This window comes from Streptomyces sp. NPDC041205 (genome assembly GCF_055591765.1).
In genome coordinates this window covers 367,855-381,965 of the sequence record NZ_JBVIZH010000002.1, presented here as the reverse complement: position 1 = coordinate 381,965, position 14,111 = coordinate 367,855, and the positions used below count along the sequence as shown (strand labels likewise).

The following is a 14,111-nucleotide window of genomic DNA, read 5'->3' as shown; positions in this document are numbered from 1 at the left end:
GATGACGCTGGAGATCCACGACGAGCCCGGCACCCCGGGATCCGGCACCCCCGGACCAGGGGCGTCCGGGCCGGGCGCGCCCCGGCCCGGCAGGCTCGACCGGCTGCGGCTGCACCACGCCGCGTACCCGGTGACCTCGGCCGCCGCGCTGTTCGCGGTGCTCGCGGCGGTGCGCGTCGCCGGGGCCTTCACCTTCGTGGTGATGGTCCTGTCCGTGGCGCTGAGCGCGGCCGTGCTCCTGGTCCTGCCGCGCACGGACTGGGCCGCCGCCGGGGTGCGCCGGTTCGCCCTCGCGCCCGCCGCCCTCGGCACCGCCCTCGTCGCCGTCGTCTACGGCCAGACGTTCCTCGCCACCCGGGACGCCTTCGGCGACGGCGACGACAACTGGACCACGTGGATGCCCAAGCTCTTCGAGGGCATGGTGCCGGGCGCGCCCTGGGCGGACGTCGTCGCGATGGTGCTCGCCCTCGGCGTGCTCGTGCCGCTGGTCGAGGAGGTCTGCTACCGGGGCGTCCTGTACCGGGCCGTGGAGGTGCGCTGGGGCGGCTACGCGGCCGTCGTGACCACGGCCGCCGGGTGGGCGGCGGTCCACGTCGGCGACTACGGCCTCAACCCCTTCAACCTGAAGGTGCTCTGCGGGCTGTTGCCCTCGGTGTTCCTGATGGGCCTCGCCCTCGGCGTCCTCAGGGCCGTCACCGGCTCCGCGCTCGCCTGCGCCGCCGCGCAGGGCGTCTGCAACCTGCTGCTCCTCGGGGCGGCGGCCGCCTGGCTGTGACGGCCCGGCTGTGACCGCCGCCCCCGACCCATGGTTCCGACAACACCAACACCTCTGTACGAAAGGGAAGTTCATGCCGCGACGCCTGTTCACCTCCGAGTCCGTCACCGAGGGCCACCCCGACAAGATCGCCGACCGGATCAGCGATACGGTCCTCGACGCCCTGCTGCGCGCTGATCCCACCGCACGCGTGGCCGTGGAGACCCTGGTCACCACCGGCCTGGTGCACCTCGCGGGCGAGGTCACCACCACCGCGTACGTCCCCATGGCCCAGCTCGTCCGCGACGCCGTCGTCGACATCGGCTACGACTCCTCCGCCAAGGGCTTCGACGGCACGTCCTGCGGGGTCTCGCTGTCCATCGGCGCCCAGTCGCCCGACATCGCCCAGGGCGTGGACACCGGCGGCGCGGGCGACCAGGGCATGATGTTCGGGTACGCCACCGACGAGACGGCGACGTACATGCCGCTGCCGATCCAGCTCGCGCACCGGCTCGCCCGCCGCCTCACCGAGGTCCGCAAGAACGGCTCCGTGCCGTATCTGCGCCCGGACGGCAAGACCCAGGTCACCATCGAGTACGAGGGCAGCCGCCCGGTGCGCCTGGACACCGTCGTCGTCTCCTCCCAGCACGCCGCCCACATCGACCTGGACGCGCTGCTCCTGCCCGACATACGCAAGTTCGTCGTGGACCACGTCCTGGAGGAACTGCGCGACGAGGGAACCGAGTTGGGGGCCGAGGGCTACCGGCTCCTGGTGAACCCGACGGGCCGGTTCGAGATCGGCGGGCCGATGGGCGACGCGGGCCTGACCGGCCGGAAGATCATCATCGACACGTACGGCGGGATGGCCCGCCACGGCGGCGGCGCGTTCTCCGGCAAAGACCCCTCCAAGGTGGACCGTTCGGCGGCGTACGCGATGCGCTGGGTCGCCAAGAACGTCGTCGCCGCGGGGCTCGCGCGGCGCTGCGAGGCGCAGGTCGCGTACGCCATCGGCCGCGCGGAGCCGGTCGGCCTGTTCGTGGAGACCTTCGGCACCGCGACGGTGTCCCAGGCCCGCATCGAGCAGGCCATCGCCGACGTCTTCGACCTGCGTCCGGCCGCCCTCGTCCGCGACCTCGACCTGCTGCGCCCGATCTACGCGCAGACCTCGGCGTACGGGCACTTCGGGCGCGAACTGCCCGACTTCACCTGGGAACGCACCGACCGCGCGGACGCCCTGCGCACGGCGGCCGGGGGCTGAGCCGGTGTCCGCCCCGACACGGGAGCCGGCGGGCGACGCGCTGCCCGGCACGCCCCTGGGAGCGGTGACCCCGACGGGCCCCGGCGCGCGGATCGCCGTCACCGGATCCATCGCCACCGACCACCTCCTCACCTACCCGGGCCGGTTCGCCGAGCAGATCGTCGCCGACCGGCTCGACCGCGTCTCGCTGTCCTTCCTGGCCGACGACCTGGAGGTACGGCACGGGGGCGTGGCCGCCAACATCGCCTTCGGGCTCGCGGGACTCGGCCTCAGGCCGCTGCTCGTGGGCGCGGCCGGGCGGGACTTCGCCGAGTACGCCGCCCGGCTGCGCGCCGCCGGGGTCGACACCTCCGGCGTGCGCGTCAGCGCCGAGCGGCACACCGCGCGCTTCGTCTGCACCACCGACCGCGACCAGAACCAGATCGCCACCTTCTACGCCGGTGCGATGGCCGAGGCCCGCGCCATCGACCTCGCCGCCCTCGTCCCGCGCCCCGGCGGCCTGCTCCTGGTGCACATCGGCGCGGACGACCCGGCGGCGATGCTGCGCCACACGGCGACCTGCCGGGCCCTCGGCATCCCGTTCGCGGCCGACCCGGCCCAGCAGCTCGCCCGGCTCGACGAGACCCAGACCCGCCAACTCGTCTTCGGGGCGAGCCTGTTGTTCACCAACGCCTACGAGGCGGGGCTGCTGTGCAAGCGCACAGGCTGGAGTGAGGACGAGGTCCTCACCCGCGTCGGCTCCTGGATCACCACGCTCGGGGCGGACGGTGTGACCATCGCCCGCGCGGGCCGGACGCCGCTGCGCCTCGCCGCGGTGCCCGCACGCCGGATCGCCGACCCGACGGGCGCGGGTGACGCCTTCCGCGCCGGTTATCTCGCGGGGGTCGCGCGGGGCTGGCCGGCCGACCGGTCGGCGCGCCTGGGGTGCGCGCTTGCCGCGCTGGCGCTGGAGTCGGTGGGCACGCAGGAGTACGAGCCCTCGCGGGTGCGCGAGACGGCTTACTTACCTTTTGGTGAGTACCTGACCAAATAGTAGGTACTTGTGGGTCGGATCGCGCGAATCAAGGATGGAGGCATGCCCGACGAAACGAACTCCCCGAACTCCACGAACTCCGCCGACCCCACCGCCACGCCCGTCACCGTCCTCGGCCTCGGCGCCATGGGGCAGGCCCTCGCGGGGGCCTTCCTCAAGGCCGGTCACCCGACGACCGTGTGGAACCGTTCGGCGGGCAAGGGCGAGGACCTGGTCGCCCAGGGCGCCACCCGCGCCGAGAGCGCCGCGGAGGCGGTGCGCGCGGGCGAGGTCGTCGTCGTGTGCGTCGTCGACTACGACGCCTCCCAGGCCATCCTGGAGCCGCTCGCCGCCGACCTCTCCGGGCGCGTCCTCGTGAACGTCACCTCGGACTCCCCGGAGCGCGCCCGCGCGGCGGCCGAGTGGGCGGCCGAGCACGGCATCGCCTATCTGGACGGCGCGGTCATGATCCCGACCGTGATGGTCGGCACCCCGGAGGCGCTGCTCTTCTATTCCGGTGACGAGGCCGCGTACAAGAAGCACGAGGCGCTCCTGAAGTCCCTCGGCGGCCAGGCCGCGTACGTCGGCGCGGACCACGGCCTCGCCGCCGTGTACGACCTGTCGATGCTCGACTTCTTCTGGACGTCGATGGCCGGTCTGGTGCACGGGTACGCGCTCGCCGCCAAGGACGGCGTCCCGGCCTCGTCGATCGCCCCGTTCCTGCGGTCCCACTTCTCGCTCCTCGCGATGCTGATCGGTGAGACGGCCAAGGACGTGGACCGGGGCGTGTACCCGGGCGAGGAGGGGAACCTCGCCATGGAGCTGGAGGGCGTTGAGCACATCCTGCACGCCGCGGAGCGCCGCGGCCTGGACGTGTCCGTGCTGCGCGGGGTGCGGGACGTGGCCAAGCGGGCGGTGGACCTCGGCCACGGCGCCGACAGCTGGACGGCGACGGTCGAGGGGATCCGCCACCCCCGCGCGTGACCTCCCCCGGCTCCGGTGCCCGGGCGCTGGCCTTGACCCCGACGTCAAGGATTACCGTCGGGGGCATGCGAATCGGCGAGCTCGCGGACCGGGTGGGGACGACCACGCGGACGCTGCGTTACTACGAGTCGCGCGGGCTGCTGCCCGCGCGGCGCGAGGGCAACGGCTATCGCGCGTACGGCGAGGACGATGTGCGTCTTCTCGAACAGATCAGGACCCTGCAGGACTTCGGGTTCGAGCTGGAGGAGACCCGCCCGTTCGTGGAGTGTCTGCGCTCGGGGCATCCGGCCGGGGACTCGTGCCCGGCGTCCGTCGCCGTCTACCGCCGCAAGCTCGGTGAACTCGACGCGCTGATCGGCGAGTTGAGTGCCGTGCGGGCGCAGGTCGGCGCGCAGTTGGCGCGCGCCGAGGAGGCGATGGCGGGGCTCGCCGCCGACGCGGGGGCGGCTCCGGGTGGTCCGGAGCCGCGGTGCGAACTGGGCGACGTGAGGGGTGTGGCGGGATGAGCGTGGTGAAGGCCGAGGGTGTCGGTGAGGCGACGGACGCGGACTTCGGGTTCGAGGTTCTTTCCGGGGACCGGCCGGTGCTCGTGCAGTTCACGGCGGAGTGGTGCGGGCCGTGCCGGCAGCTCACGCCGGTCCTCGGCGAGATCGCCAGGGACGAGGCGGAACGCCTGAAGGTGGTGCAGCTCGATGTGGACCACAACCCGGAGACGACGATGGCGTACGGGGTCCTGTCGACGCCGACGCTGATGGTGTTCCGCGACGGGGAGCCGGTGTGGCAGAGCGTGGGCGCTCGGGCGAAGCGGCGGCTGCTCGCGGACCTGGAGGGTGCGGGGGTGCTTTAGCCCTGGGGTCGGCCTGCCCCCGTGGTCGGGTCGGTCGTGGCCGGTCCCGTTCGTAAGAAAAGCCCCGGACGAATTGACGTCCGGGGCTTTTCTCTGCGTATATTGGATTCTTTCGCGAAGCCCTGCTCATTTGCATGCATTGCTGCGTGCGGGAGCGACGCGGGAATCTTTATAAGAGCACTGTAACTGGCGAGGGGCTGAATTGTCAAGCGAGGAATTGCGGGAAGAGCAGCAATTCGTCTCCGGGCTGTACGCGCGCCTCGACGCGCTGCGCGAGGAGGCCGAGTCCGCCGTGCAGGCGTCATTGGCGCAGGTGGGCAACGGGTCACAGGCACGTCTTGAGCGCGATGTCATGGTCGCCGAGCAGTCCGGTCTGCTCGCCGCCTTCGACGCGGGCGAGAACGGTCTCTGCTTCGGGCGCCTTGAATTCAGGGACGGCCGTGACCATCACATCGGGCGCATCGGAATCCGCGCGTCCGACATCGAGCGCACGCCTTTGGTCATCGACTGGCGGGCGGAGGTGGCGCGGCCCTTCTATCTCGCCACCGGACACACTCCGATGGGCCTGCGGCGACGCCGGCACATCACCAGCGAGGGCCGCCGGGTCACGGCCCTGCACGACGAGATCCTGGACCTCGCCGACACCACCCGCACCGGGCACGAGGCCGCCGACGCCGACGAGGTGCTGCTCGCCGCGCTCGACTCCGCGCGCACCGGCCGCATGCACGACATCGTGCAGACCATCCAGGCCGAGCAGGACCGCGTGATCCGTGCCCCGCACCAGGGGGTGCTCGTCGTCGAGGGCGGGCCCGGCACCGGCAAGACGGTCGTGGCGCTGCACCGGGCGGCGTTCCTCCTGTACGCGCACCGGGAGCTGCTGGCCAAGCGGGCCGTCCTGGTCGTCGGGCCCAACCCGGCGTTCCTCGGCTACATCGGCGAGGTGCTGCCCGCGCTCGGCGAGACGGGGGTGCTGCTCGCGACGCTCGGCGAGCTGTTCCCCGGGGTGACCGCGACCGGCACCGACTCGCCCGCCGCCGCCGAGGTCAAGGGCCGGGTGGAGATGGCCGACGTGCTCGCGCGGGCACTGCGGGACCGGCAGCGACTGCCGGAGCCCGGGGCGCCGTTGGTCATCGAGCACGACGACGGCGAGCTGATCCTGGACTGGGAGATCGCCTACGAGGCGCGGGACGCGGCGCGCGCGGCGGACCTGCCGCACAACCTCGCCCGGCCCACGTTCGCCTTCCACGTCATCGACGCGCTCACCCGGCAGCTGGCCGAGCGCATCGGCCACGACCCGTACGGCGGGCCCAACTTCCTCGGGCCCGACGACATCGCCCAGCTCGGCAAGGCCGTCGCCGTCAGCGCCGAGGTGCACGCCGCCGTCGAGGAGCTGTGGCCCACGCTGACGCCGCAGCGGTTCGTCGCCGAGTTCCTCGCCGAGCCCGTGCACCTGTCCGACGAGGACGCGGCCGCGGTCCGGCGGGCGCCGGGCGCCGACTGGACGTCCGCCGACGTACCCCTCCTCGACGAGGCCGCGGAGCTCCTCGGCGTCGACGACAGTGCCGAGCGGGCCCGAGCGGAGGCTAAGCGGCAGCGCGAGGTCGCGTACGCGCAGGGGGTGCTCGACGTGTCGTACGCCTCCCGCACCTACGAGTTCGAGGACAAGGAGGAGACCGACCCCGAGGGCGCCGAGGTGCTGCTCGCGCACGACATCATGGACGCCGAGCGGATGGCCGAGCGTCAGGAGGAGGCCGACCACCGCAGCGCCGCCGAGCGGGCCGCCGCCGACCGGACCTGGGCGTTCGGGCACATCATCGTCGACGAGGCGCAGGAGCTGTCCGCGATGGCCTGGCGGCTGCTCATGCGGCGCAGTCCGACGCGGTCGATGACGCTCGTCGGGGATCCGGCACAGACTGCCGAGGCCGGGGGTGTCGGCTCCTGGCGGGAGATCCTCGCGCCGTACGTCGAGGACCGCTGGGAGTACGCGCGCCTCGGCGTCAACTACCGCACGCCCGCCGAGATCATGGACGTCGCGGCGGAGGTGCCGCGGGCCGCGGGGGTGGCCGGGTTCGAGCCGCCGTCGTCGGTGCGGAGCACTGGCGTGCGGCCCTGGGCGCGGCGGGTCGACGATCTCGCCGCGGGGGTCGCCGACGCGGTCGCCGAGGAGGCCTCGGGGGTGGGGCGGCTCGCCGTCATCGCTCCGCGTGCGCTGCACGGTGCCCTCGCGGGCAAGCTGGTGGACGTGCCCGCGCCCGGGGGCGAGGTCGATCTGACGCGGGGTGTCGTCCTCATCGATCCTCGGCAGGCCAAGGGGCTCGAATTCGACACGGTGTTGGTTGTCGAGCCCGCTCTGTACGGGACCAGTGATCTGTACGTTGCCCTCACCCGGGCCACGCAGCGGCTGGGGATCCTCACGTCGGGGGAGCTGCCGGACTCCTTGGCCTCGCTGCTCTAGTCCCGCCGCTACCGCGGCGGGTTTCTCCCACCCGCCCACCCGTTGCTGTCGGACCAGTCGCACCCCTGGGGGGAGTGGGGTGGTGCGGTCGTTCGGCGGGTTGTGGCGGGTGGGCGGGGTGTTGCTGTTGGGCCTGGCGCGTCCGGGGGGCGCGGTTGGTTCAGCGGGGTTGTGGTGAGTGGGCGGGGCGTTGTTGTTGGGCCCGGAGTGCCCTGGAAGGGCGGGGTGTTGGGGTCGGGTCGGCGGGTTGTGGTGGGTGGGTCAGCGGCAGAGGGACTCTTCCACGACCTTGTCCACGTGGGACATCGCTGTCTTGTCCCTCGGCTGGGTCGTCACCGCCACGTTCGCCGCGCGGCCGTCCGCCGTCGCGCCGCCTCGGGTCTCGTAGCCGGGGAAGCTGCCGCCGTGGCCCCAGTAGACCTCGCCGGGGCGGCAGGGGAGGGGCTTGCTGACCAGGCCGAGGCCGTAGCGGGCGCCGGGGCCGAAGGTCTCGTCGGCGCCCTTGACGGTGGTGCGCATCTGGTCGAGCTGGGGCTTCTTGAGGAGGTGGCCGGTGAGGAGCTTGGTGTAGAAGCGGTTGAGGTCGGAGTTGGTGGAGACGAGCTGGCCGGCCGACCAGGTCCAGGACGGGTCCATCTCCGTGACGTCCTGCAGGGGCGCGCCCGGCTTCTCCTGGATGTAGCCCTGGGGGTGGGCCTCGCGGATGGTCGCGTCACGGGGGGCGGGGAAGTAGGTGTGGCGCAGCCCGGCGCGCTTGATGACGCGGCGGTCCAGTTCCTCCGCGTACGAGTGGTGGGTGACCTTCTCGATGATCATGCCGGCGAGGACGTAATTGGTGTTGCTGTACTGCCACTTCTCGCCGGGCGCGAAGTTCGCCTTGTGCCGCAGTGCGATGTCGACGAGGTCCTTGGGCTCGTAGTGCTTGAGGGGGATGTCGTACTCGGTGTAGTTGGGCAGGCCGCTGGTCTGCTGGAGGAGGTGGCGGACCTTGATGGCGTGGCCGTCGATGCCGTCGCCGCGCAGGAGGCCGGGGAGGTGCTTCTCGACCGGGTCGTCGAGGCGGAGCCTTCCCTCGGCCACCAGTTGCAGGACGACCACGGCGGTGAACGCCTTGGTGTTGCTGCCGACCCGCACCTGGCCGTCCCGGGGCACCTGCGCGCCGGTGGCAAGGTCGGCGACCCCCGCGATGTAGGTGCGGGTGCGGCCCGTCGGGTCCTGGACGCTCGCCAGCGCGGCGGGCATGCCGTCGTCGCGCACCAGCTTGTCCAGGCCCTGCTGCACGGAGTCCGGCCGGGTCGCGGCCGTCGCCGCGGACGGCGCCAGGGCGCCCAGGGTGAGGGCGCCGACGGCCACCGCGGCCGCCGCCGTCACGACGCGGCGCCGACCGCCCCGCTGCCACCGGGACGCATGGACGGTCTGCCTGTTCTGCTCACGCATGTGCCAACTCCTGGGAAGGTGCGAAACCGGCGGTGATCGCCGCCGTGATCAGCCTTTCCCGACGTGGCACCTCCGGGCGATCCGGCCACCCCGCCGCCTTCAGGTGGGGTTAGCCCCATGTCACCGGACGGCGCCTTCGGCAGAGGATGGTGCCACCGGGATGCCCCGGTCGGCTCGTATGGCGCCAGTGCGCCGAAGCCGTGCCACGTCGCTGACCTGCGTATTCGTGACACCAGTCAGAGTGTGGCGCCACTGATGACATCGGTGGTGCCATAAGTGGCTCGCCATGGCGCCATGAGTGTGCCATGATGGCGTCATGAGCAGCGCACCCCTCGGCCCCACGGTCGGGGGGCGCGCGTTTCGCGGAGTGAGTCGAAGGGGTCGGATCATGGAGACAGCGCAGAGCCAGGAGCGGACGGCACCCGGCGCCTTCACCGCCTTCGCCCGCTTCGTGCTCTGCGGCGGCGGGGTGGGAGTCGCCTCCAGCTTCGCCGTGGCGGCCCTCGCCTCCTGGATCCCCTGGGTCCTGGCCAACGCCCTGATCACCGTGGTCTCCACGCTCCTCGCCACCGAGTTGCACGCCCGCTTCACCTTCGGCGCGGGCGGGCGCGCGACCTGGCGCCAGCACACCCAGTCGGCCGGGTCCGCGGCGGCCGCGTACGTGGTGACCAGCGTGGCGATGCTCGTCCTGCAGCAGTTGGTGGCCGCGCCCGGCGCGGTCGTCGAGCAGGTCGTCTATCTGTCCGCCTCCGCGCTCGCCGGTGTCGCGCGGTTCGTGGTGCTGCGCCTCGTCGTCTTCGCCCGGACCCGCACGCAGGCCCCGGCCGCCCCCCGCCCCGCCCTGCCGGTGCCCGCGACCGTGGCCCGCGCCTCGGCCCCGGCCGACCCGGCGGCGCTCTGCTACGCGGCCTGACGGCGCCGCCCCTGACGGCACCGCCCCCGGTCGGCATCCCTGGCCGGGGGCGGACCCGGTCCTAGGCCGGGCGGAGCCAGATCGTCGCGAGCGGCGGCAGCGTCAGGCGCAGGGACGTGGGGTGGCCGTGGGACGGGGACGCGTCCGGCTTGAGGGTGTGGGGGTTGAGGGTGTCGCTGCCGCCGTAACGGGCGGCATCGGTGTTGAGGACCTCCTGCCAGGCCGCGTACTCCTCCGGGACGCCCAGGCGGTGGTCCCGCCGGACCACCGGCGAGAAGTGGGACACCGCGAGCAGCGGCGAGCCCTGCGCGTCCCGGCGGAGGAACGCGAACACGTTGTCCTCGGCGGCGTCCCCGTCGACCCACGCGAACCCGCCCGGGTCGGTGTCCCGCTGCCAGAGCGCGGGCACCGCGCGGTAGCAGGCGTTCAGGTCGCGGACCAGATCGCGGACGCCCCGGTGGTCGGCCTCCGCGCCGTACGCCGGGTCGAGCAGCCACCAGTCGGGCCCGTGCCCCTCCGACCACTCCGCGCCCTGCGCGAACTCCTGCCCCATGAAGAGGAGTTGCTTGCCGGGGTGAGCCCACATGAAGCCCAGGTAGGCGCGGTGGCTGGCGCGCTGCTGCCACCAGTCGCCCGGCATCTTCGACACGAGCGCCCGCTTGCCGTGCACCACCTCGTCGTGCGAGATCGGCAGGACGTAGTTCTCGCTGTAGGCGTACACCATCGAGAACGTCATCTCGTGGTGGTGGTGCTTGCGGTGCACCGGGTCCTTGGACATGTAGCCGAGCGAGTCGTGCATCCAGCCCATGTTCCACTTCAGGCCGAAGCCGAGCCCGCCGAAGCCGCCGGGTCCGGTGTGGTGCGTGGCCCGGGTCACGCCGTCCCAGGCCGTGGACTCCTCGGCGATGGTGACGACGCCGGGGCAGCGCCGGTAGACGGTCGCGTTCATCTCCTGGAGGAACGCCACCGCGTCCAGGTTCTCCCGGCCGCCGTGCTCGTTCGGCGACCACTCGCCGTGCTCGCGCGAATAGTCGAGGTAGAGCATCGAGGCGACCGCGTCCACGCGCAGCCCGTCGATGTGGAACTCCTCGCACCAGTACGTCGCGTTGGCGACGAGGAAGTTGCGCACCTCCTTGCGCCCGTAGTCGAACTCCAGGGTGCCCCAGTCGGGGTGCGCCGCCCGCGCCGGATCCTCGTGCTCGTACAGCGGCCGCCCGTCGAACTCGGCGAGCGCCCAGTCGTCGCGCGGGAAGTGCGCGGGCACCCAGTCCATGAGCACGCCGATCCCGGCCCGGTGCAGCGCGTCGACGAGATGCTTGAAGTCGTCGGGCGGGCCGAGGCGGGCGGTCGGCGCGTAGAAGCCGGTGACCTGGTAGCCCCAGGAGCCGCCGAAGGGGTGCTCGGCGACCGGCATCAGCTCCACGTGCGTGAAGCCCAGGTCGGCCACATAGGCGGGGAGCTGGTCGGCGAGCTGGCGGTACGTGAGGCCGGGGCGCCAGGACGGCAGGTGCACCTCGTACACCGAGAACGGCGCCTCGTGCACGGGGGTCTCGCCGCGCCGCCGCAGCCACTCCTCGTCCCGCCACACATGGGTCGACTCGTGGATGACGGAGGAGTTCGCGGGTGGCGCCTCCGTGCGGCGCGCCAGCGGGTCCGCGCGGAACGTCATGCCGCCGTCCGGCCGCGTGATCTGGAACTTGTACAGCTCACCCGCGCCGAGCCCCGGCACGAACAGCTCCCACACCCCGCTGCCGCCGAGCGACCGCATCGGGAAGCCGACGCCGTCCCAGAAGTTGAAGTTCCCCACGACCCGCACGCCCCGGGCGTTCGGCGCCCACACCGTGAAGCGGGTGCCGCGCACCCCCTGGTGCGTCATCGGCCGCGCCCCGAGCGCGTCCCACAGCCGCTCGTGCCGCCCCTCGCCCAGCAGATGCAGGTCGAACTCGCCGAGCGCGGGCAGGAACCCGTACGCGTCCGGGGTCTCCAGCTCCGTCTCGTCGTACGTCACCCGCAGCCGATACGCGTCCGGTACGGCACGCAGCGGCACCACGGCCGAGAAGAACCCGTCCCCGTCGTCGGCCAGTTCGGCCCGCAGCTCCCCGGCGACGACGGTCACGGCACGGGCGTACGGCCGCAGCGCGCGGAACGCCACGCCGTCGCCGGTGAGGTGGGCGCCGAGGACGGAGTGCGGGTCGTGGTGGGTCCCGTCGAGCAGCCGGGCGCGGTCGGCTTCGGGGACACGAGAAAGGGGGGCAAGGGGGGCGAGGGGCGAGAGTGGGGCGCCGGGGGAGACGGGAGCCGTGGGGGAGGTGGGAGGAGCAGGGGCGTCGGGAGAGGCGGTCGCCTTGGCCGTCGCCGTCGTCCGGGGCGTCTCGGCGGCGGGCGACGGGGCCCTGCCGCTCTTCGCGGGCACGGCGGCCTTGGCCGTTTTCGCCGTCTTCTTGGCTGTCTTCTTCGTGGCCTTCGTGGCCTTCGTGACGGTCTTGTCGGCGGCCGTCCTGGCGGCTGATTTGGCGGCCTTCTTGGCCGCCTTCGCCGTACCGGACGACTTCGCCGTCCTCGACGACTCGTCCGTACTCGCTGATGTGGCCGCCTTCGGGGCCCTCGTCGGCCGCGCCGGATCCGGCTGCGGGGGAATGCTGTCGGGCTCGTGTTCTGGCTGGTCCGACGGGGTGCGGGAGGTGGGGCGGCGGGTCACGGGGGCGGCCTCCTGTCAGCGGGCGGGGGATGCGCGGCGGGGCGGGGCGGCGGGGTGGCTGGGCGGTGAGGCGGTCAGAGGGAGGCGTCGGTGCCGGGGTCGGCGGCTCCCTCCCGCGTCGAGGACCCCGCGGCGAGCCGGTCGAGGGCGGCCAGCGGCACGGGCAGCCAGTCCGGGCGGTGCCGGGCCTCGTACACGGCTTCGTACACGGCCTTGTCCACCTCGTGGGCGCGAAGGAGCACCGGCGAGGTGCGGGGGTCGCGGCCGGAGACGTCGGCGTAGCCGGAGCAGTACGCCGCGCGGCAGGTGTCGGCCCACTCCGGGGACCAGGGGCGGTAGACGCGGGCGGCGTAGTCGAAGGAGCGGAGCATGCCCGCCACGTCGCGGGCGGCCGGCTGCGGCAGACGGCGTTCGGCGAGCGGGCGCGCGGGCTCGCCCTCGAAGTCGATGAGGGACCAGGCGCCGGACGGTGCGCGCAGGCACTGGCCCAGGTGCAGATCGCCGTGGACGCGCTGGGCCGTGAGGCCGGCGCCGCCCTCCCCGAAGTCACCGCCGAGGTCGGCGAGCGCGTCGTAGGCGGTGCGCAGCGCGGGCGCGTACGGGCGCAGCGCGGGGACGGCCTGCGCCGCCGCGTCCAGGCGTTCCGCCATGCCCCGTGCGAGCAGCTCGACCTGCGCGCGGCCGAGCGTCACCGTGGGCAGCGCCGCGGCGAGGGCGGCGTGCACCTCGGCGGTGGCGCGGCCGAGCGCGCGGGCCTCGGCGCTGAAGTCGGCACCCTTGGCGAGGACTTGGAGGGCCAGCTCCCAGCCGTCCGTCGCCCCGGCCACATACGGCTGGAGGACCCCGAGGACCAGCGGTTCGTCGGCGCCGTCGGCCGTCATCCACGCGGCGGGCGGCGGCACCCGGCGGCAGCCCTGCGCGGCGAGGGCGAGCGGCAGCTCCAGGTCGGGGTTGACGCCTGGCACCACCCGCCGGAACAGCTTCAGGATGAACGTATCTCCGTACACGAGTGAGGAGTTGGACTGCTCCACGCCGAGCGCGCGGGGCACGAGGCCGGGCGGTATGTCGACGCCGCGCGTGTTCCCCGCGGAGGGCGAGTCCGGGAAGTCGGGGAGGTCTGTGCCCCCGTGGACCCCCCGCGCCCGCAGGAACCGCAGCACGCCGAGCCGCCCCGGCAGCCGCAGCCGCTCCAGGAGCAGCGCGGCCAGGCGCGGGTCGTGCAGCGCCTCGTACACCGTGCGCCCGGCCAGCGCGCCGCCGGTCACATGGCCGATCAGCGCGGGCGCGAGCCGGGGCGGGAGCTCGGTGCGGACGCCGAGCAGCAACTGGTAGCAGTCGGCGGGCAGTTCGTGGTCGGCTCCCGGGGCGGCTCCCGGCAGTGACTGGCGTACGCGGACGAGCAGATGCAGCAGTCCCTGCTCGGCACCGGGCGGAAGCAGTTCCGTTGCCGCCACCAGATCGAAACCCGCGACCGGGCGGCCCTTGCCCGCGAACCACCGCTGGCGCGGCAGCCAGCCGCGCAGCAGCGGATCGAGGGACGCGAGGAGCGCGCCGGGGTCGGCACTGGGGCGGGTGGCGGCTTCCGACATGATGTCCCGTCCTTTCCGCGGCGCGGACAAGTCAGGTACCGAGGGAGGTGCCGAGCAGGGGAGGTGCCGTGTGCGGGAGGTGCCGAGCGGGGACGTGCCGTGTACGAGTGCCCTGTGCGGAGTGGGTCACGCCGGAAGAGGCCGACTCACGCCGCCTGTGACGG

Annotated in this window: 11 protein-coding genes; 8 read left to right on the top strand and 3 right to left on the bottom strand. The window is 73.2% G+C overall.

All coding sequences use genetic code 11. The features are described from left to right. Position 1: 1 nt before the first annotated feature. The 7 genes from ACZ6BG_RS08625 to ACZ6BG_RS08595 all read left to right on the top strand — a co-directional run bounded on the left by ACZ6BG_RS08625 (position 2) and on the right by ACZ6BG_RS08595 (position 7,310). The gene (locus tag ACZ6BG_RS08625; RefSeq protein WP_468998708.1) at positions 2-775 is read left to right on the top strand and encodes a CPBP family intramembrane glutamic endopeptidase; all 774 of its coding nucleotides are present in this window, start codon (positions 2-4) and stop codon (positions 773-775) included. A 73-nt stretch (positions 776-848) separates the two neighbouring features. After that, positions 849-2,012, top strand: a complete 1,164-nt coding sequence (gene metK / locus ACZ6BG_RS08620; protein ID WP_468998707.1) for a methionine adenosyltransferase — start codon at positions 849-851, stop codon at positions 2,010-2,012. Positions 2,013-2,103: 91 nt separating this feature from the next. After that, a complete protein-coding gene (locus ACZ6BG_RS08615; protein ID WP_469000147.1) occupies positions 2,104-3,045 on the top strand; it encodes a carbohydrate kinase family protein in 942 nt (313 codons plus the stop codon). Positions 3,046-3,087: 42 nt separating this feature from the next. Beyond that, entirely contained in the window at positions 3,088-4,008 is a 921-nt protein-coding gene (locus ACZ6BG_RS08610) for an NAD(P)-dependent oxidoreductase (protein WP_468998704.1), read from the top strand. A gap of 65 nt (positions 4,009-4,073) precedes the next feature. Beyond that, positions 4,074-4,514 (top strand): MerR family transcriptional regulator, encoded by a 441-nt coding sequence (locus tag ACZ6BG_RS08605; RefSeq protein WP_468998702.1) that lies wholly within the window; start codon positions 4,074-4,076, stop codon positions 4,512-4,514. Beyond that, a complete protein-coding gene (locus ACZ6BG_RS08600; RefSeq protein ID WP_468481156.1) occupies positions 4,511-4,855 on the top strand; it encodes a thioredoxin family protein in 345 nt (114 codons plus the stop codon). The genes ACZ6BG_RS08605 and ACZ6BG_RS08600 overlap by 4 nt, the downstream gene beginning before the upstream one ends. 202 nt (positions 4,856-5,057) lie before the next feature. Then, positions 5,058-7,310 (top strand): HelD family protein, encoded by a 2,253-nt coding sequence (locus ACZ6BG_RS08595; protein ID WP_468998700.1) that lies wholly within the window; start codon positions 5,058-5,060, stop codon positions 7,308-7,310. Positions 7,311-7,571: 261 nt separating this feature from the next. Here the strand turns inward: ACZ6BG_RS08595 and ACZ6BG_RS08590 are convergent, their stop codons facing one another. Beyond that, on the bottom strand, positions 7,572-8,747 hold the full coding sequence (locus tag ACZ6BG_RS08590; RefSeq protein WP_468998698.1) for a serine hydrolase domain-containing protein: 1,176 nt from the start codon (positions 8,745-8,747) through the stop codon (positions 7,572-7,574). A gap of 388 nt (positions 8,748-9,135) precedes the next feature. Here ACZ6BG_RS08590 and ACZ6BG_RS08585 point away from each other — a divergent pair, with 388 nt between their 5' ends. Further along, positions 9,136-9,660, top strand: a complete 525-nt coding sequence (locus ACZ6BG_RS08585; RefSeq protein WP_468998696.1) for a GtrA domain-containing protein — start codon at positions 9,136-9,138, stop codon at positions 9,658-9,660. 61 nt (positions 9,661-9,721) lie between these two features. Here the strand turns inward: ACZ6BG_RS08585 and glgB are convergent, their stop codons facing one another. Both glgB and ACZ6BG_RS08575 read right to left on the bottom strand, forming a co-directional pair. Further along, complete coding sequence (gene glgB, locus ACZ6BG_RS08580; protein ID WP_468998692.1) at positions 9,722-12,358, bottom strand: 1,4-alpha-glucan branching enzyme; 2,637 nt, start codon at positions 12,356-12,358, stop codon at positions 9,722-9,724. 74 nt (positions 12,359-12,432) lie between these two features. Beyond that, positions 12,433-13,947, bottom strand: a complete 1,515-nt coding sequence (locus ACZ6BG_RS08575; protein WP_468998690.1) for a maltokinase N-terminal cap-like domain-containing protein — start codon at positions 13,945-13,947, stop codon at positions 12,433-12,435. Positions 13,948-14,111: the final 164 nt, after the last annotated feature.